Source organism: Eleftheria terrae (assembly GCF_030419005.1).
Taxonomy (GTDB): domain Bacteria; phylum Pseudomonadota; class Gammaproteobacteria; order Burkholderiales; family Burkholderiaceae_C; genus Caldimonas; species Caldimonas terrae.
The window spans coordinates 1,624,266-1,640,814 of record NZ_CP106951.1; the positions used below are offsets into that span (position 1 = coordinate 1,624,266).

Annotated in this window: 19 protein-coding genes; 8 read left to right on the forward strand and 11 right to left on the reverse strand. The window is 69.3% G+C overall.

What is annotated here, in order from left to right:
- From N7L95_RS07160 to hda, 7 genes are all read right to left on the reverse strand, one after another.
- Window positions 1–648 carry a DUF47 domain-containing protein gene (locus N7L95_RS07160; protein WP_301259136.1) on the reverse strand — a complete coding sequence of 216 codons (648 nt, stop codon included), beginning with the start codon at window positions 646–648 and terminating at the stop codon, window positions 1–3.
- A gap of 158 nt (window positions 649–806) precedes the next feature.
- Entirely contained in the window at window positions 807–1,469 is a 663-nt protein-coding gene (locus tag N7L95_RS07165) for a deoxynucleoside kinase (RefSeq protein ID WP_301259137.1), read from the reverse strand.
- Window positions 1,466–1,825: a DMT family protein gene (locus N7L95_RS07170; protein ID WP_301259138.1), complete on the reverse strand. Its 360-nt coding sequence runs from the start codon at window positions 1,823–1,825 to the stop codon at window positions 1,466–1,468. The genes N7L95_RS07165 and N7L95_RS07170 overlap by 4 nt, the downstream gene beginning before the upstream one ends.
- 18 nt (window positions 1,826–1,843) lie before the next feature.
- Window positions 1,844–2,335 (reverse strand): 2-amino-4-hydroxy-6-hydroxymethyldihydropteridine diphosphokinase, encoded by a 492-nt coding sequence (folK, locus tag N7L95_RS07175; RefSeq protein ID WP_301259139.1) that lies wholly within the window; start codon window positions 2,333–2,335, stop codon window positions 1,844–1,846.
- 10 nt (window positions 2,336–2,345) lie between these two features.
- Entirely contained in the window at window positions 2,346–3,932 is a 1,587-nt protein-coding gene (gene pcnB / locus N7L95_RS07180) for a polynucleotide adenylyltransferase PcnB (protein ID WP_301259140.1), read from the reverse strand.
- Window positions 3,910–4,620: a histidinol-phosphatase gene (locus tag N7L95_RS07185; protein ID WP_301259141.1), complete on the reverse strand. Its 711-nt coding sequence runs from the start codon at window positions 4,618–4,620 to the stop codon at window positions 3,910–3,912. Before N7L95_RS07185 ends, pcnB begins: the two co-directional genes overlap by 23 nt.
- Window positions 4,617–5,291 (reverse strand): DnaA regulatory inactivator Hda, encoded by a 675-nt coding sequence (gene hda, locus N7L95_RS07190; protein ID WP_301259143.1) that lies wholly within the window; start codon window positions 5,289–5,291, stop codon window positions 4,617–4,619. Before hda ends, N7L95_RS07185 begins: the two co-directional genes overlap by 4 nt.
- Before the next feature lie 242 nt (window positions 5,292–5,533).
- On the opposite strand from hda, the gene purM reads away from it, so the two are divergent.
- Window positions 5,534–6,568: a phosphoribosylformylglycinamidine cyclo-ligase gene (gene purM / locus N7L95_RS07195; protein ID WP_301259144.1), complete on the forward strand. Its 1,035-nt coding sequence runs from the start codon at window positions 5,534–5,536 to the stop codon at window positions 6,566–6,568.
- Between the two features lie 157 nt (window positions 6,569–6,725).
- Here purM and N7L95_RS07200 read toward each other — a convergent pair whose 3' ends face one another.
- Together N7L95_RS07200 and murJ are read right to left on the reverse strand one after the other, a co-directional pair.
- Complete coding sequence (locus tag N7L95_RS07200; protein ID WP_301259145.1) at window positions 6,726–7,583, reverse strand: SirB1 family protein; 858 nt, start codon at window positions 7,581–7,583, stop codon at window positions 6,726–6,728.
- Window positions 7,584–7,630: 47 nt separating this feature from the next.
- A complete protein-coding gene (murJ, locus tag N7L95_RS07205) occupies window positions 7,631–9,193 on the reverse strand; it encodes a murein biosynthesis integral membrane protein MurJ (protein WP_301259146.1) in 1,563 nt (520 codons plus the stop codon).
- A gap of 161 nt (window positions 9,194–9,354) precedes the next feature.
- On the opposite strand from murJ, the gene rpsT reads away from it, so the two are divergent.
- Complete coding sequence (rpsT, locus tag N7L95_RS07210) at window positions 9,355–9,648, forward strand: 30S ribosomal protein S20 (RefSeq protein ID WP_301260086.1); 294 nt, start codon at window positions 9,355–9,357, stop codon at window positions 9,646–9,648.
- A 324-nt stretch (window positions 9,649–9,972) separates the two neighbouring features.
- Here the strand turns inward: rpsT and N7L95_RS07215 are convergent, their stop codons facing one another.
- Window positions 9,973–10,308, reverse strand: a complete 336-nt coding sequence (locus N7L95_RS07215) for a DUF3579 domain-containing protein (protein WP_301259147.1) — start codon at window positions 10,306–10,308, stop codon at window positions 9,973–9,975.
- A gap of 318 nt (window positions 10,309–10,626) precedes the next feature.
- Here N7L95_RS07215 and N7L95_RS07220 point away from each other — a divergent pair, with 318 nt between their 5' ends.
- Together N7L95_RS07220 and argF are read left to right on the forward strand one after the other, a co-directional pair.
- Window positions 10,627–11,823 carry an aspartate aminotransferase family protein gene (locus N7L95_RS07220; protein WP_301259148.1) on the forward strand — a complete coding sequence of 399 codons (1,197 nt, stop codon included), beginning with the start codon at window positions 10,627–10,629 and terminating at the stop codon, window positions 11,821–11,823.
- Between the two features lie 7 nt (window positions 11,824–11,830).
- Window positions 11,831–12,763, forward strand: a complete 933-nt coding sequence (gene argF / locus N7L95_RS07225; protein WP_301259149.1) for an ornithine carbamoyltransferase — start codon at window positions 11,831–11,833, stop codon at window positions 12,761–12,763.
- A 45-nt stretch (window positions 12,764–12,808) separates the two neighbouring features.
- Here argF and N7L95_RS07230 read toward each other — a convergent pair whose 3' ends face one another.
- Window positions 12,809–13,585 (reverse strand): class I SAM-dependent methyltransferase, encoded by a 777-nt coding sequence (locus tag N7L95_RS07230; protein ID WP_363324863.1) that lies wholly within the window; start codon window positions 13,583–13,585, stop codon window positions 12,809–12,811.
- Window positions 13,586–13,911: 326 nt separating this feature from the next.
- On the opposite strand from N7L95_RS07230, the gene N7L95_RS07235 reads away from it, so the two are divergent.
- From N7L95_RS07235 to N7L95_RS07250, 4 genes are read left to right on the forward strand one after another with little or no spacing between them, the layout of a single operon-like run.
- Window positions 13,912–14,181, forward strand: a complete 270-nt coding sequence (locus N7L95_RS07235) for a phosphopantetheine-binding protein (RefSeq protein ID WP_301259150.1) — start codon at window positions 13,912–13,914, stop codon at window positions 14,179–14,181.
- Window positions 14,182–14,183: 2 nt separating this feature from the next.
- Window positions 14,184–14,834 (forward strand): COG4648 family protein, encoded by a 651-nt coding sequence (locus tag N7L95_RS07240; protein ID WP_301259151.1) that lies wholly within the window; start codon window positions 14,184–14,186, stop codon window positions 14,832–14,834.
- Window positions 14,831–16,210 carry an AMP-binding protein gene (locus tag N7L95_RS07245; RefSeq protein WP_301259152.1) on the forward strand — a complete coding sequence of 460 codons (1,380 nt, stop codon included), beginning with the start codon at window positions 14,831–14,833 and terminating at the stop codon, window positions 16,208–16,210. The genes N7L95_RS07240 and N7L95_RS07245 overlap by 4 nt, the downstream gene beginning before the upstream one ends.
- 13 nt (window positions 16,211–16,223) lie before the next feature.
- Window positions 16,224–16,547 carry an ApeI family dehydratase gene (locus tag N7L95_RS07250; protein WP_301259153.1) on the forward strand — a complete coding sequence of 108 codons (324 nt, stop codon included), beginning with the start codon at window positions 16,224–16,226 and terminating at the stop codon, window positions 16,545–16,547.
- Window positions 16,548–16,549 lie beyond the last annotated feature (2 nt).

Consider the following 16,549-nt stretch of genomic DNA (forward strand, 5'->3'; position numbering starts at 1 on the left):
TCAGGAATTCTCGAGGACGATGCCCTCGATCAGATTCGCCACGTCCTCGCAGCGGTCGGAGATGGATTCGAGCTGTTCGTAGATGGCCTTCAGCTTGATCAGTTCGCGCACGTCCTGCTCCTCGCGGAAGAGCTTGGACATGGCGGCCCGCATCACGCGGTCGGCGTCGGATTCGAGCTGGTCGATTTCCTCGCAGGTCTTGATGGCGGCCTGGGCACCGTCTTGCTTGCTCAGCCGGCCGAGCAAGGACACGGCATGCTGCACCCGCTCGCAGCACTTGGCGCTCAGGTGGGCCAGGCGCACCACTTCCTCGGTCATGGCCCGCACGTCGTACAGCGACATGGTCTCGCTGGCGTCCTGCAGCAGGTCGACGATGTCGTCCATCGCATTGATCAGCGAGTGGATCTGCTCGCGATCGATCGGCGTGATGAAGGTGGTGTGCAGCAGCCGGTTGACTTCGGCCGTGATCTTGTCGGCCTGGCGCTCGGCGGAAATGACGGCTTCGGCATGACGCTCCCGCGCGGCCTGGTCGGCGTAGTTCTCGACCATGAGGATGAATGCGCGCGAGCCTTCGACGATCTTTTCGCCGTGTTGGTTGAAGAGTTCGAAGAAATTGCCTTCGCGGGGCAACAGCTTGCCGAAGATCATGTTGAAAACCTTGTGCGTGTATCGTGGTGCGGCTGCTGGGAGCGGGTCAGCCCCCGGCGCACCTGCCAAGCCTGCGGATAAGAGGCGTGAGGAAAAAAACGGCGATATTGTGACAGCACCGGCCGTGCCCGGGATTGCGGCCCTGCCGGCAGGGGGCGTCAGCTCGTCGGTGCGGACCTCGGCGAGTAGAAGGCACGGCCGCCTCCGAAGCGCTGCAGCGCCTGCAGCAACTGCTCGAAATCGGCCTCGCTGTCGATCGGGTTGAAGCCTTCGGTATCGACCGCGAACAAGGGCACTTCGGCATGGCTGCCGAAGTGCTCCACGTAGGCGTCGCTCAGGCGCTGCAGGTAGCCGGCATCGATGCCCTGCTCCATCGCGATGCCGCGGCGTGCAATGCGCTGCAGCAGCGTTGCCGGCGTCGCCTGCAGCCACACCACCAGGTCGGGCTGCGGGATCTGCGGCGCCAGGTGGGCGTACATCTGCGCATAGAGGCGGTATTCGTCGTCGCTGAGCGTCAGCTGGGCGAACAGCGCGTCCTTGGCGAACAGGAAATCGCTCACCACCGGGCCCGAGAACATGCCGGGCTGGGCGAGCTCGCGGTACTGCTCCAGGCGCTGGAACAGGAAGAACATCTGCGTCTGCAAGGCATAGCGGCTGCCGTCGGCGTAGAAGCGCGCCAGGAAGGGGTTCTCCTCCGGCTTCTCCATCATCAGCTCCGCCCCCAGGCGGCTGGCCAGCTTGCGCGCCAGCGAGCTCTTGCCGACGCCGATGGGCCCTTCGATGACGATGTGGCGGCAGCGTGCAAAGCGGAAGTCGCTCATGCAGACCGGAACATGAAGTACACCGCCCCCACCAGGCAGAGGCCCGCCCACACGAAGTCGAGCTTGAACGGCACCTTCATGTAGACCATGGCAAAGGGCACGAAGACCGCCAGCGTGATGACCTCCTGCACGATCTTCAGCTGGGCCAGCGTGAACGCTCCGCTGCTGAAGCCGATGCGGTTGGCAGGCACCTGCAGCAGGTACTCGAACAGCGCGATGCCCCAGCTGACCAGCGCCGCCACGTACCAGGGCTTGGTCGACAGGCTCTTCAGGTGCCCGTACCAGGCGAAGGTCATGAAGACGTTGGAGGCGATCAGCAGCAGCAGGGTCTGCAGGGAGACGGGCAAGGCGTTCATGGTGAGAGGTGAATGGCACTAGGCCAGCGGTGGCAGGTCGTCGCAGCGCGAGATCGCCTGCTCACGCACGGCCGGCAGCAAGGCCTGCACGGCACCGCGGCCGGGGATGAGGAGCGCCGGCGCCAGCTCGGCCAGCGGCAGCAGCACGAAGGCACGCTCGTGCAGCCGGGGATGCGGCAGCGTCAGCTCGCGACTGTCGCTGCGGATGTCGCCCCACAGCAGCAGGTCCAGGTCCAGCGTGCGGGGGGCATTCCGGTAGGGACGCTCGCGGCCGTGGGCCTGCTCGATCGCCTGCAGTTGCGCGAGCAGCCCGGCGGCGTCCCAGTCGCCCTCCAGCGCCACCACCGCATTGAAGTAGTCGGGCCCGCCGGCATCGACTGGTGCGCTGCGGTAGATCGAGGACGCCCGCAGGCCCGAGGTGCGTGGCAGCGCGGCCAGCGCCTGCACAGCCGCACGCAGCGTGGCCACCGGCTCGCCGAGATTGGCCCCCAGTCCGACAAACCCTCGCATGGCGGCCTGCTCAGTCGGCGGCATCACCATCGTCGCCCGGCCGCTCGCCAGCCGGCTCGCCCGCCCCCTCGCCGGCCGGCTTGCGGCGACGCCGGCGGCGCTTCTTCGCGGGAGCGGCGTCGCCACCCTCGCCGGCCGGCATGCCGGCGGCCGGCACGGCGCTGCCGCGACCGGGCGCACGGCGACCCTGGTCCTGCTGGCGTGCCATGTCGAGCAGCTCGCGGCGCTCGGTGGCATCAGCCATCGAGAAGTCCTCCCACCATCGGGCCAACTCGGTGTCGATCTCGCCAGCGTCCGCACGCAGGCGCAGGAAGTCGAAGCCGGCGCGGAAGCGCGGCTGCTCCACCAGCACCGACGGACCGTTGCCGGAGCGCTTCTCGAAACGCGGCTGCATCATCCAGATCTCGCGCATGTCGGCAGCCAGCTTGCCGCGGCCGGAGATGTCGCCGATGCGGGCATCGAAGACCTCGTCGATGGCGGCCTGCAGCGACGGGAAGGGGTGCTCGCCCTGGGCTCGGCGGCGCGCCCAGCCATCGAGCACGTCGTGCCACAGCATGCAGGCCAGCATGAAGCTGGGCGCCACCGGCTTGCCTTCGGAGACGCGGCGGTCGGTGTCGGCCAGCGCCAGCTGCACGAACTTCTCGCGGCCGTCGTGGCGCTGCTGCTCGTCGAGCACCACGTCGAGGATGGGGAAGACGCCGCGGTGCAGCCCTTCCTTGCGCAACTGCTCCAGCGAGGCGAGCGCATGGCCGGTCTGCAGCAGCTTGATCATCTCGTCGAACATGCGCGACTGCGGCACGTTGTCGAGCAGCTCGGCCATGCGCTTGATCGGCGCGCGGGTCTTGGGCTCGATGTCGAAGCCCAGCTTGGCGGCGAAGCGCACCACCCGGATGATGCGCACCGGGTCCTCGCGGTAGCGGCTCTCGGGGTCGCCGATCATGCGCAGCACGCGCTGCTTGGCATCGCGGATGCCGTGGTGGTAGTCGACCACGATCTCGGTCTGCGGGTCGTAGTACATGCCGTTGACCGTGAAGTCGCGCCGCGCCGCGTCCTCGATCTGCGGGCCCCAGACGTTGTCGCGCAGCACCCGGCCGCTGGCGTCCACCACATGGGTCTTGCCGGCCAGGTCGGCCTTGGAGGTCTTCTCGTTGCCCTCGACCTGCTCGGCGGCAGTGTTGTCGAGGTAGGCGCGAAAGGTCGAGACCTCGATGACCTCGTGCTCGCGCCCGCGGCCAAACACCACATGCACGATGCGAAAGCGCCGGCCGATGATGAAGGCGCGCTTGAACAACGCCTTCACCTGCTCCGGCGTGGCGTCGGTGGCAACGTCGAAATCCTTCGGCCGCAGGCCGAGGATCAGGTCGCGCACCGCGCCGCCGACGATGTAGGCCTCATGGCCCGCGTCCTTCAGCGTGGCCACCACCTTCATCGCGCGCTCGTCGACCAGCGCGCGGTCAATGCCGTGCTCGCTCTTGCCCACCTCGACGCGCTGGCCGATGTGGCTGCCCGGCCGGGGCACCGCCGTGGCGGCGGCGTCGGCGGGCGTGGCCGCGGGGGCGGACTTGCCGAGCAGCCTATCGATGAATTTCTTGATCATTGAACAGTTTCAGGATGCGCCAGCCGCGCTCTTGCGCGACTTGCTGGAGGGCAGGCGACGGGTTGGTCGCCACCGGATCGCTGACACGCTCCAGCAGCGGCAGGTCGTTCGGGGAATCGCTGTAGAAGGTGGTGCGCTCGAAATCGCCCCAGCGCGCCCCCAGCGACTGCAGCCACTGGTCCACCCGCGTGATCTTGCCCCCCTGGTAGGACGGCACGCCGCGGATACGCCCCGTGATGGTACCGGCCCCGTCGCGCTCCAGCTGCACGGCCAGCAGGTGCTCCACGCCGAAGGCAGCTGCGATGGGGGTGGTGACGAACTCGTTGGTGGCGGTGACGATGGCGACCAGGTCGCCTGCCGCCTGGTGCTGCCGCACCAGCTCCAGTGCCTGCGGCTTCATCTGTGGTCGCACCACCTCGGCCATGAAGCGCTCCTGCACCTGCGCCTGCTCGGTGGGCGACCGCCCGCGCCACGGCGCGGTGGTGAAGCTCATGTAGGCGTCGATGTCCAGGCGGCCGGCCAGGTATTGCGCGTAGAAGGCATCGTTGCCACGGCGGAACGCGTCGGCGTCGGCCCAGCCAATGCGCACCAAGAAGTCACCGAAGGCGTGGTCGGAATCGATCGGCAGCAGCGTGTGGTCCAGGTCGAAGAGGCACAGCGTGCGCGACGCCAGCGGGCGCGCCGTCATCGGCCCTCCTCCGCCAGCATCTGCTTGAGCAGCGGCACCGTGACGGCACGCTGCGCCGCCAGCGCAAAGTTGTCCAGCCGCCGCAGCAGGCCCATCAGGCTGCCGAGGTCGCGCGAGAAGCGGGTCAACAGGTAGCTCATCACTTCATCCGAAAGAAAGATGCCGCGGCGGTCCGCCGCACGGCGCAGCACCGCCCGGCAATCGCTCTCCGACAGCGGCAGCAGCTGGAACACATGGCCCCAGCCCAGGCGCGAGCGCAGGTCGTCGCGCAGCGGCAGGTCCACCGGCGGCAGGCGGCCGGCCGCGGCGATCAGCTGGCCATGCGTCGTGGCCTGCACGAACAGAGAGAAGGCGCGCTGCTGCTGCTCGGGGTCGTAGCGCTCGCACTGGTCGAGCACCAGCAAGCGCCAAGTGTCGTCGAAATCCATCTCCAGCGAACTGGCGGCGTCGAACCAGCCGACGCGCCCGCCCAGCGAGGCGATCTCGTGCGCGAGGGCCTGCAGCAGGTGGGTCTTGCCGGCGCCGGCCTCGCCCCACAGGTAGACGGGCGCCGGCCGCGGGTCGGCATTGAGGCCGCGCAGGTGCAGCACCGCCGGCGTGTTGTCGCCGGGGAAGAAGTTGTCGAAGCCGAGGGCTTCGTCGGTGCCGAAGCCCAGAGGAATCTGGCGCATGACCATCGTCAACCCCGCCGGCGTCGGTCGCCGGGGCCTGGTGCGGGCACGGCGGGCATCGTCGCCGGCGTGCCGGGCCCGGGCGCCGCCGCCGCGTCGAAGCGGCCGCCCAGGGCGAGTTTTTGTGCAGTGGTGAAGGTCATGAGAAGCAGGATGGGCGGCGCCTCGCGGAATTGCGAAGCCCAACCGGTAAAATCCGCGCAAATTCTATAGGCCGGCCAGCAGGTCCCGGCACCCCGATCATGTCCAACACCCCTTTGTCTTACCGTGATGCCGGCGTCGACATCGATGCCGGCGACGCCCTGGTCGACCGTATCAAGCCCCTGGCCAAGCGCACCCTGCGCGAAGGCGTGCTCGGCGGCATCGGCGGCTTCGGCGCCCTGTTCGAGGTGCCCAAGCGCTACAAGGAACCGGTGCTCGTGAGCGGCACCGACGGCGTCGGCACCAAGCTGAAGCTGGCCTTCGAGTGGGGCATGCACGACACGGTCGGCATCGACCTGGTCGCCATGAGCGTCAACGACGTCCTGGTGCAAGGGGCCGAGCCGCTGTTCTTCCTCGACTACTTCGCCTGCGGCAAGCTCGACGTCGACACCGCCGCGCGGGTGGTCGGCGGCATCGCGCGCGGCTGCGAGGAATCAGGCTGTGCGCTGATCGGCGGTGAAACCGCCGAGATGCCCGGCATGTACCCGGCCGGCGAATACGACCTGGCCGGCTTCTGCGTCGGCGCGGTCGAGAAAAGCGGCATCGTCGACGGCCGCAGCATCGCGCCCGGCGATGTCGTGCTGGGCCTGGCCTCCAGCGGCGTGCATTCCAACGGCTACTCGCTGGTGCGCAAGATCGTCGAGCGTGCTGGCGACAGCCTGCCCGCCACGCTGGACGGCCTGCCCTTCCGCGAGCGCGTGATGGCGCCCACCCGGCTGTACGTTAAGCCGGTGCTGGCAGCCATGCAGTCGGTGGCCATCAAGGGCATGGCCCACATCACCGGAGGCGGGCTGGTGGAGAACATCCCGCGCTGCCTGCCCGAGGCCACCAAGGCGGTGCTCGACGCGGCCAGCTGGCCACGTCCGGAGCTGTTCACCTGGCTGCAGAAGGAAGGCGGCGTGCTGGAAAGCGAGATGCACCGCACCTTCAACTGCGGCATCGGCTTCGTGCTGATCGTCTCGGCGGCCGACGCCGAACGCGCCACCGAGGTGCTGACGGCCCAGGGCCAGACGGTGTACCGCATCGGCCGCATCGAAGCGCGCCAGGGCGAGGAACACCAGACGCAGGTGGCCTGAGCGCCAGCGTCCCTGGCGTACCCGAGCGGGCGCCAGGGCGCCGCCGGCACGACGCAAGAAGATCAGGAAGCGGAGGCGGCGGGCCTCCGCTTCCTTTTTGGGGCCAGCGTTCTTGCGCCGGCAAGCCGGACGACCGCCGCCGCCCCGCCGGGCCGGATCAATGCAAGGGGGCGGGTCCGCTGCGGCGCAGGGCGTCGAGGCGCTCGGCCATGGCAAGCCGGTCGTCGGCCTCGTCGGCCTCGTTCACATAGGCGGACAGGTCGGCAATGGCCTCCTCGTGGCAGCCGAGCTCGGCATAAGCGAGCCCGCGGTCGCGCCTTTCCTCGAGGGCACCGGGCAGCAGGATGACCAGCCGCCGCGCCACCGCGAGCAATCGGGGCCAGTCCTCGCGCACCCGGTAGATCTCTTTCAGGTTGCGCAGCATGCGCGCCACCACCTCGCGCGGCGTGGCCGATTGCAGGAAGAGGCCCAGCGGCACGTCGAATTCGCCCACCAGCCCCTGCTGGCGCTTGTAGGGATCGAGCCGCTCGTCCAGCTCCTCGCGCGACAGCGAGGCGCCCGAGAACGGGTCCATCACCACCTCGCCCTGCGGCATCTTGAGCTTGACCAGGAAGTGCCCGGGAAAGGACACGCCACGGGCGGTCAGGCCGACCTGGCCGGCCAGTTCCATATAGATGACACCCAGCGAGATGGGAATGCCACGACGGGTGCGCAGCACGGCATTGAGGCAGCTGTTGTGCGGGTCGTAGTAGTCGTTCACATTGCCCGCGAACCCGAGCTCGTGGAAGAAGTAGCGGTTCAGCAGGCGCAGCCGCTGCAGCGCGGAAGCGTCGGGCGCAAGGCGCTGGCGCAGCCGCTCGGCCAGGGCGTCGATCTCGGCCAGCGCGGCCTGCAGGTCGAGATCGGGGAACTCGTCCTGGGCCAGCGACAGCGCCACTTCGGTCAGGGAGAAGCTGGCGTCGTCGGCCACCAGGGAGGCGAAGTACTCGATCACGGAAGGGGCCACGAAACGCATGAATGCAGTGTAGTCGGGCCCCGCCGGGCGCATCAAACCCGCCCGGCTTAACCGCGCCGCATGAACTGCCGCGGCCGCACGCCGAGCGCCAGCAGCACGGCGAAGTACACCGCTGCGCCGCCGGTGATGCACAGCGCCAGCCAGCCGATGCGCAGGCCCGGCGTGGCGCGCAGGGCGGCCCAGTCGAGCGCCTGGGCGCAGGCCGCCAGGCCGGCGCCCAGCAGCAGCGAGGCCAGGCCGGCTTGTACCAGGAAGCGGCCCCAGCCGGGCGCCGGCACGTAGGAGCCGCGCTTGCGCAGCCCCCACAGCAGCCAGCCGGCATTGATCAGGGCCGCCACGCCGATCGACAGCGCCAGGCCCGCATGGCCCATGTCCAGCAGCCACACGAACAGCACGTTCATGAGCTGGGTCAGGCACAGCACGACGACCGCGATGCGCACCGGCGTGCGCGTGTCCTGGCGGGCATAGAAGCCGGGAGCGAGCACCTTGATGGCGATCAGCCCGAGCAGGCCAGCACCATAGCCGCGCAGACACACCACGGTCTGCCTCAGGTCTTCGCGGTCGAAAGCACCGTAGTGAAACAGCGTTGCCACCAGTGGCTCGGCAAAGGTCATCAACGCCACCGCGCAGGGCAGCGCCAGCAACACCACCAGGCGCAGGCCCCAGTCGAGCAGGCCCGAATAGCCGGCATCGTCGCCCCGCGCCCGCGTCGCGGACAGCTGCGGCAGCAGCACGACGCCCAGCGCCACGCCCAGCAAGCCGGTGGGGAACTCCATCAGCCGGTCGGCATAGAAAAGCCAGGAGACGGTGCCCGAGCCGAGGAAGGACGCGACCTGGGTATTGATCAGCAGGGACAGCTGCGCCACCGACACGCCAAGCACCGCCGGCGCCATTTGCTTCAGCACCCGCCCGACACCCTCATGGCGCCAGGCCTGCGACGGCCGCCGCAGGCGCGGCAGCATGCCGATGCGGGCCAGCGCAGGAAACTGCACCGCCAGCTGCAGCACGCCGCCAAGCACCACGCCAGCCGACAGCGCGTAGATCGGCTGGATGCCCCAGTGGCCGAACTGCGGCGCCAGCCAGCCGGCTGCCAGGATCATCGCCACGTTGAGCAGCACCGGGGTGGCCGCCGGCACGACGAACTTCTTCCACGTGTTGAGCACCCCGGCGGCCAGCGCCACCAGCGACATGAAGCCGATGTAGGGAAACATGAAGCGGGTCATCACCACGGCCGCGTCGAAGGCCTCGGGCGACCGCCGCAGGCCGGCGGCCATCAGGTAGACCAGCACCGGCGCGCCCACCACACCCAGCACGCAGGTGGCCACCAGCACCATCACCAGCACGGTGGCGACCGAGTCCACGAGCTCGCGGGTGGCCTCGTCACCGACACGCGTGCGCGATTCGCCGAGGATGGGCACGAAGGCGGCCGAGAAGGCCCCCTCGGCAAACAGCCGCCGCAGCAGATTGGGGATGCGGAAGGCGACGTTGTAGGCGTCGGTCCAGGCGCTCGCACCGAAATAGGCAGCAACCAGCGTGTCCCGGGCCAGGCCGGTGATGCGGGACAACAGGGTGAACAAGGAAACCGTGGAGGCGGCGCGGAGCAGATTCATGGCAGACGAGCGCGCCGTTGCTTGGGCAAGGAGGGGCGGCCAGGGGTGGAAGACGCGGGATTATAGGAAGCAGGTGCTCGCCTTTGCTCATGCGCGTTGCCTTGCGCAAAAAGATGCTGCTATACTTTCGCCTCTTTGCCCAACCCGGAAAAGCATTCAGTATGGCCACCTCTTCCAAAGCCAAGAAAACCGTTCGCATCGCCTCGGGCCGCAAGCGCGCTCGCCAGGACGTCAAGCTGAACGCAGCGAACACCGCACTGCGCTCCAAATTCCGCACGGCCATCAAGAACGTGCAAAAAGCTGTGGTTACCGGCGACAAGGCCAAGGCAGCCGAGCTGTTCACCAGCGCCCAGAAGGTCATCGACTCGGTCGCTGACAAGGGCCTCTTCCACAAGAACAAGGCCGCTCGCCACAAGAGCCGCCTGTCCTCCGCCATCAAGGCGCTGGCCGCCTAAAGCCCAACACCGGGTTGGCAAGACGAAAAGGCTCGCGCTGCGGGCCTTTTTCCATGGGGCCCGCAGCATGCGGGCCTTTTGCATTGGCTGGCCCGCATTGACCGGCTGCCATGATCTACGCCCAGCCGCAGCGAATGGCCGGCGCGTGTTCGACAACGGCAGCGCCAATGCCCCCGCCGCCAGGACAGCCGGCTGTCACCGCGGGACGCTGCGACAGCTCCCCCATCGCCCCCCCTCCGTGCCGGCGTTGTGGCCGCCAGCGCAGACGCCGCATCGAGCGCACCCTCCTGGCAGCGCCCGCCCCTGCGGGCGAGCACCCGCCGATCAGCGCTTTTTCGTCGGCGGCACGTCCTCGGGAATCAGGCAGGCCTCGGCCACCTGCAGGTCGTTGTCGCGCGCGAAGTTCATCACAAAGTCCCAGGCCATCGGCTCGACCTGCTTCACGGCTTCGTTGACCACCACGCACTTCACCCCGTTCACCACCATCGGCACGCACCACGGTGAATAGCTGATGTGGCCGCCGCGCGGCACTGCCTGACCACCGGGGCGGAAGCACGACATCACGCCGGCCAGCCGCTCGGCCCAGTCGCTGGGGCGGAAGGTGCGGCCATCGGAGGTGATCCCCTGAATGAAGATCTCGCGGGGTTTGGCAGTCGTCATGCAGTCGTGAACTGTAGTGGAGGCCGCTGATGGCGGCGAGCGCGCAGCGCAGTGTCGTTCGCTGCGACGCAACATTCCGGTTCGGGACGATATCTTATAGAAGACCGGGGCCCACCGGTCGCCGGGCCGCACCGCCATCGTGGCGGATGCACGAGGATCCCCGCCGCACCCGACATGATCGCAGCTCACGCTGTCAACCGGCTTTCGCCGGCTGGCCGATAGAATGGACTTCCAGCGCGGAGTTGGGCCGGCCCTGTGGTGCCGGGCTGCCTCCGCGGTTTTTGTTTTTGGTCTGCCATGAACGCCCCGGAGAAAGCGATGACAAACCCGATGCCCCATGTGATGAACACTTATGGCCGCCTGCCGATCGCGCTGTCGCACGGCGAGGGTGCCTGGGTCTGGGACACCGAGGGTCGACGATACCTCGACGCGCTGGGCGGCATCGCGGTCAACACCCTGGGCCACGCCCACCCGCGCCTGGTGCCGGCGCTGCAGGACCAGGTGAGCAAGCTCATCCACTGCTCCAACTACTACCAGGTGCCGCTGCAGGAGCAGCTGGCCGCCAAGCTGGTGGAGCTGTCCGGGCTGAGCAACGCCTTCTTCTGCAACAGCGGCCTGGAAGCCAACGAGGCGGCGCTGAAGATCGCGCGCAAGTACGGCCACGAGAAGGGCGTCGAGATGCCCGAGATCGTGGTCTACGAGAAGGCCTTCCACGGCCGCTCCATCGCCACGCTGTCGGCCACCGGCAATGCAAAGGTGCAGAAGGGCTTCGAGCCGCTGGTGCCGGGATTCGTGCGGGTGCCGCTGAACGACGTGGCCGCCATCGAGGAGGTCGCGCGCAGCCGCCCCAATGTGGTGGCGATCTTCCTGGAGACCATCCAGGGCGAGGGCGGCGTCAATCCGGCCCGTGCCGAGTACCTGCAAGCGGTGCGCCGCATCTGCGACGAGCGCGACTGGCTGCTGATGATCGACGAGGTGCAGTGCGGCATCGGCCGCACCGGCAAGTGGTTTGCCCACCAGTGGGCCGGCATCGTGCCCGACGTGATGCCGCTGGCCAAGGGCCTGGGCTCGGGCGTGCCGATCGGCGCGGTGGTGGCCGGGCCGAAGGCAGCCGGCGTGCTGCAGCCGGGCAACCACGGCACCACGTTCGGCGGCAACCCGCTGGCCATGCGTGCCGGCGTCGAGACGCTGCGCATCATGGAAGAAGACCGGCTGCTGGAGAACGCGGCCCGCGTCGGCGAAGCCCTGCGCGCCGGCCTGGTGCGCGAGCTGGAAGGCGTGGCCGGCGTGACGGCCATCCGCGGCCAGGGCCTGATGCTGGGCATCGAGCTCGACCGGCCCTGCGGCGCGCTGCTGGGCCGGTCGATGGAAGCCGGCCTGCTGATCAGCGTCACTGCCGACAAGGTGATCCGCCTGGTGCCGCCACTGATCCTCAGCGAGGCCGAAGCAGCCCAGGTGGTGGCCCTGCTCTGCCCGCTGATCAAGCAGTTCCTGTCTGAACCTCTTGCTGCATGAGTGCCTTATGAAACCCGGAAACACGCTGCTCAAGCACTACCTGCAGTTCAAGGACTTCCGCACCGAGGAGTACGCCTACCTGTTCGCGCGTGCGGCCATCATCAAGCAGCGCTTCAAGAACTACGAGAAGTACACGCCGCTGACCGACCGCACGCTGGCGATGATCTTCGAGAAGGCCTCCACGCGAACCCGCGTCAGCTTCGAGGCTGGCATGTACCAGATGGGTGGCTCGGTGGTGCACCTGACCACCGGCGACAGCCAGCTCGGCCGCGCCGAGCCGGTGGAGGACAGCGCGCGCGTGATCTCGCGCATGGTCGACCTGGTGATGATCCGCACCTTCGAGCAGGCGAAGATCGAGGCCTTTGCGGCCTACTCGCGGGTGCCGGTCATCAACGGGCTGACCAACGAGTTCCATCCCTGCCAGATCCTGGCCGACATCTTCACTTACATCGAGCACCGCGGGTCGATCCAGGGCAAGACGGTGGCCTGGGTGGGCGACGGCAACAACATGGCCAACACCTGGCTGCAGGCCGCCGAGGTGCTGGGCTTCAAGGTGCATGTCAGCACGCCCGGCGGCTATGAGGTGGACCCGCAGCTGGCCGGCATCACCGACCGCTCCTGCTACCAGACCTTCCGCAACCCGATGGATGCCTGCCGCGGCGCCGACCTGGTGACCACCGACGTCTGGACCAGCATGGGCTTCGAAGCCGAGAACGAGGCACGCAAGAAGGCCTTCGCCGACTGGTGCGTGGATGCCGAGATGATGGCCGCCGCGAAGCCGGGCGCGCTGTTCATGCACTGCCTGCCGGCGCACCGCGGCGAGGAGGTGAGCGCCGACGTGATCGACGGCCCGCAATCGGTGGTCTGGGACGAGGCCGAGAACCGCATGCACGTCCAGAAGGCGCTGATGGAATACCTGCTGCTCGGCCGCATTGGCTGAGTCGGCCGGCGCCGGCAGCTGAGCGGGCGCACGCGCGCCTTCCGCTCAGCCGCGGGCGCGGTATTCCGAGAAGATGCCCAGCTCGACGTAGCGCTCGGCCGCCTGCAGCCCGCAGCCGGCCAGCGTGCGCAGCACCTCGGCCGGCGGCACGCAGGCCTCGATGGTGTCCCAGTAGTAGCGCCACAGCATCGGCGTGGCACGGGCGCGCGACACCAGGCGGGCCATCAGCGGCACGGCGCCGCGCATGTAGGCCTTCAGCAGCGCGGTGGCCAGCCGGCCCTCGGGCCGCGTGATCTCCAGGATCAGCAGCGTGCCGCCCGGCCGCAGCACACGGCGGAACTCGGTGCAGGCCGCCGAGAAGTCGGCGATGTGCCGCAGCGCATAGCCCATCACGATGAAGTCGGCGCTTGCATCGGGCAGGGGCATGGCCTCGGCCCGCCCCTCGCGACACCGCACCTCCGCTGGCAGCCGGGCCTGGCCCATCATGCCGGGGCTCGGGTCCACCCCCACCAGGCGGGCCGGCTCGCCTGTGACATGCAGGATCTCGCGCGAGACCAGGCCGGTGCCCATGCCGACATCCACCACGTCCATGCCCGGCTTCAAACCGGCCCGCAGCAGCGCCTGGCGCCGGTACCAGGAGCCGGTGCCGAGCCCGAGGATGCGCTCCAGGCGGTCGTAGTCGACCGCGGTGTCGTCGAAGGTGGTGCGCAGGAAGCGCTCGCGCTCCGCAGCGTCGCCCGACTTGTAGTAATCGGGCAAGGGCGTGTGAGGCAGGTGGACGAGGTCGCTGTGAGGATCGGCGGGCGGGGATTTCTGCAGCACGGGCACGATGCGTGTCCTGATTCGGCCCACGGGCCCGGGCGCGATGGGCAAGATGAGAAGCAGTGAGTCATGGTACTCCTTCACACGCACCCCCAAAGCGGGGAGGCGGGCCGCCGCGCCCCTCTGCTAAACTGCCCCACCTCCTACGGCAGGGCACCCGCGCCCTGCGGGGGTGCCGGACACGAGGCCGCAGCGCCCAACAAGAACAGGTGTCCGCGCCATGCGATGCAGCCACAGGCGCGCCTTGCAGCGCGCACACCGGCTGCAGCCGCTTGAATTCGCCCGAGGGGGGCGATGAGACATACCGAGGTACAGGACAGGCAAGCATGACTTCTGCCGACGAGAATTTGCAGCGGGAGGTGGCCGCGCTCTTGGTTGAAAGCCTCAACCTGGAAATTGCCGCCGACGCGATCGACCCGCAAGCGCCGCTCTACGGCGAAGGCCTGGGGCTGGACTCGATCGACATCCTGGAGCTGGCCCTGGTGGTGTCCAAGCGCTATGGCTTCCAGCTGCGCTCGGACGACGAGAACAATGTGCGCATCTTCTCGTCGCTGGCCAGCCTGACCCGGCACATCGCGGACCACCGCACCACCTGATCATGGACACCCGCGCCCGCTACCTGCTGGGGGCGGCCGGCGGCCTCGCCTACGCGGTGCTGTCGCACCAGCTGATGACCCACGCCGCGGACCGCCCGCTGGCCCTCGCGGTGCTGCTCGGCCCCGTGGCCGGGCTGGCGCTGCTGAGCCTGTGGCGCAGCGGCCAGCGCATGGTGGCGGCGCTGCTGGCGCTGCTGGGCACCGCGCTGGCGGCACAAGCCGCGCACGGTGGCCAGGTGTCGCCACAGTGGCTCTACCTGGCGCAGCATGCCGGCATCCACCTGGGTCTGGGATGGTGGTTCGGCAGCACCCTGCGCGCCGGCCACCAGCCGTTGATCTCGCTGCTTGCAGCGCGGGCCCACCGGGGCCTGAGCCCGGGGCTGGCCCAGTACACCCGCCGACTCACCGGCGTCTGGACCGGCTACTTCTTCGCCATCACCAGCGTGTCGCTCGGCCTGTTCGCGTGGGCGCCGTTCGCCGCCTGGTCGCTGTTTGCCAATGTGCTGACGCCGCTGTCGCTGGTGCTGCTGTTCGCCGGGGAATACCTGCTGCGCTACCGGCTGCACCCGGAGTTCGAGCGAGTCAGCATCACCGCGGCGGTGCGCGCCTGGAGCCAGTACCAGCCGGGCTGCGGCAAGGAGCGTCCGCAATGAGCCTGCCCACCGCCCTGCCCCTGCTGGCCGGCGCCGGGCTCGACGCACCGCTGGCCTGGCGCGACGGCCAGCCGGTGAGCCGCAGCCACTACCTGGCCGAGCTGCATGCGCTGGCGGCTGCGCTGCCGGCCGGCGGGCCGCTGCTGGCCATGACGGCCGACCGCTACCGCTTCGCGCTGGCGCTGGGCGCGGCCCTGCTGCAAGGCGAGTGCAACCTGCTGCCGCCCAACCACACGCCGGACACCATCGCCCGGCTGGCAGCGCTGTTTCCGCAGGCCTATGCGCTGGCCGACGAGGTGGCACCCGCGCTGGCGATGCCGAGCCGGCCCTTCCCGGCGCTCGCCGGCACGGCTGGCGGCCATGCCGGTGATGTGCCGCTGATCGACACGCAGGCCGTGGTCGCCCGGGTGCTCACCTCCGGCTCCACCGGCACGCCGGGCGTGCACGCGAAGCGCTGGGGCGGGCTGGTGCAGAACATCAGTGCTGCCGCGGAGCGCATTGCCGAGCACCTGGGCCGGCCCGACCTGCAGGGGGTGACTTTCGTCGGCACGGTGCCGGCGCACCACATGTACGGCTTCGAGTCGACCGTGCTGGTCGCGATGCTGGGCGGCGCCGCTTTTGCGGTGGAGCGCCCCTTCTTCCCGGCCGACATCGTGCAGTCGCTGCAGCGCCTGCCGCGCCCGCGGGTGCTGGTGACCACGCCCTTCCACCTGAAGACACTGCTCGAATCGGGCCTGGCGCTGCCGCCGGTCGATTTGTGCGTGAGTGCCACCGCGCCGCTGTCGCCCCAACTGGCGGCGCGGGCCGAGGCAGCCTTCGGCGCGCCGCTGATGGAGATCTACGGCTGCACCGAGGCGGGCCAGGTTGCCACCCGCCGCACCACCGAAGGCCCGGAGTGGCGCACCTTCCAGGGCCTGGTCCTCAGCGGCGACGGGGAAGCGTGCCGGGTGCAGGGCGGCCATGTGCCGGAAGCCACCGCGCTGGCCGATGTGCTCGAGGTGCTGGACGACACCCGCTTTCGCCTGCTGGGACGCTCGAACGACCTGATCAACGTGGCCGGCAAGCGCAGCTCGCTGTCGCACCTCAACTACCACCTCAACAGCATCGCCGGCGTGCACGACGGTGTCTTCTGGCTGCCGCCGGCCGGCGAGGTGGAAGACGTGGCCCGGCCAGTGGCCTTTGTCGTTGCCCCGGGCCTCGCCCGCGAGCAGTTGCTGGCCGAGCTGCGCCAGCGCATCGACCCGGTGCTGCTGCCGCGCCGCATCATTGCGCTGGACGCCTTGCCGCGCGATGCGACCGGCAAGCTGCCGGCGGCTCGCCTGGCCGCCCTGGCCGCCCACCTGTTGCCCGGCGAGGCCGCCGCCGGCACCGCCTGACCAGCCGCCTGCCATGCCAAGCTGCGAGCTGCGCATCCCTGCCGACCACCCGAGCTTCGCCGGCCACTTTCCCGGCCATCCCATCCTGCCGGGGGTGGTGCTGCTGGCCGAGCTGATGGAAGCCGTTCTCGCCGACGCCGAGGCGGCGCGGCTGCTGGGGCCGGCGCCCCGGCTCGGCGCGGTCAAGTTCCTGGCGCCGGTGGGCCCGGGTGCCCGGCTGCGGCTGAGCTGGGAGGCCGCCGGCGCACGGCTGCGCTTCGATGCGACGCGGCTGGATGAGGCGGGCGAGGCCACTGCTGCCAGTGGCCACTTCGACACGGCGCTGCCTGGCCGCTGATC

Bases quoted from the DNA above. Each gene is read 5' to 3' on its own strand.
- murJ (WP_301259146.1), bottom strand. From the start codon at position 9,193: ATGAATCTGCTCCGCGCCGCCTCCACGGTTTCCTTGTTCACCCTGTTG.
- N7L95_RS07215 (WP_301259147.1), bottom strand. From the start codon at position 10,308: ATGACGACTGCCAAACCCCGCGAGATCTTCATTCAGGGGATCACCTCC.
- purM (WP_301259144.1), top strand. From the start codon at position 5,534: ATGTCCAACACCCCTTTGTCTTACCGTGATGCCGGCGTCGACATCGAT.
- N7L95_RS07250 (WP_301259153.1), top strand. From the start codon at position 16,224: ATGCCAAGCTGCGAGCTGCGCATCCCTGCCGACCACCCGAGCTTCGCC.
- N7L95_RS07160 (WP_301259136.1), bottom strand. From the start codon at position 648: ATGATCTTCGGCAAGCTGTTGCCCCGCGAAGGCAATTTCTTCGAACTC.
- rpsT (WP_301260086.1), top strand. From the start codon at position 9,355: ATGGCCACCTCTTCCAAAGCCAAGAAAACCGTTCGCATCGCCTCGGGC.
- argF (WP_301259149.1), top strand. From the start codon at position 11,831: ATGAAACCCGGAAACACGCTGCTCAAGCACTACCTGCAGTTCAAGGAC.
- N7L95_RS07240 (WP_301259151.1), top strand. From the start codon at position 14,184: ATGGACACCCGCGCCCGCTACCTGCTGGGGGCGGCCGGCGGCCTCGCC.
- N7L95_RS07220 (WP_301259148.1), top strand. From the start codon at position 10,627: ATGACAAACCCGATGCCCCATGTGATGAACACTTATGGCCGCCTGCCG.
- N7L95_RS07245 (WP_301259152.1), top strand. From the start codon at position 14,831: ATGAGCCTGCCCACCGCCCTGCCCCTGCTGGCCGGCGCCGGGCTCGAC.
- hda (WP_301259143.1), bottom strand. From the start codon at position 5,291: ATGCGCCAGATTCCTCTGGGCTTCGGCACCGACGAAGCCCTCGGCTTC.
- pcnB (WP_301259140.1), bottom strand. From the start codon at position 3,932: ATGATCAAGAAATTCATCGATAGGCTGCTCGGCAAGTCCGCCCCCGCG.
- N7L95_RS07165 (WP_301259137.1), bottom strand. From the start codon at position 1,469: ATGAGCGACTTCCGCTTTGCACGCTGCCGCCACATCGTCATCGAAGGG.
- N7L95_RS07235 (WP_301259150.1), top strand. From the start codon at position 13,912: ATGACTTCTGCCGACGAGAATTTGCAGCGGGAGGTGGCCGCGCTCTTG.
- N7L95_RS07200 (WP_301259145.1), bottom strand. From the start codon at position 7,583: ATGCGTTTCGTGGCCCCTTCCGTGATCGAGTACTTCGCCTCCCTGGTG.
- N7L95_RS07185 (WP_301259141.1), bottom strand. From the start codon at position 4,620: ATGACGGCGCGCCCGCTGGCGTCGCGCACGCTGTGCCTCTTCGACCTG.
- folK (WP_301259139.1), bottom strand. From the start codon at position 2,335: ATGCGAGGGTTTGTCGGACTGGGGGCCAATCTCGGCGAGCCGGTGGCC.
- N7L95_RS07170 (WP_301259138.1), bottom strand. From the start codon at position 1,825: ATGAACGCCTTGCCCGTCTCCCTGCAGACCCTGCTGCTGCTGATCGCC.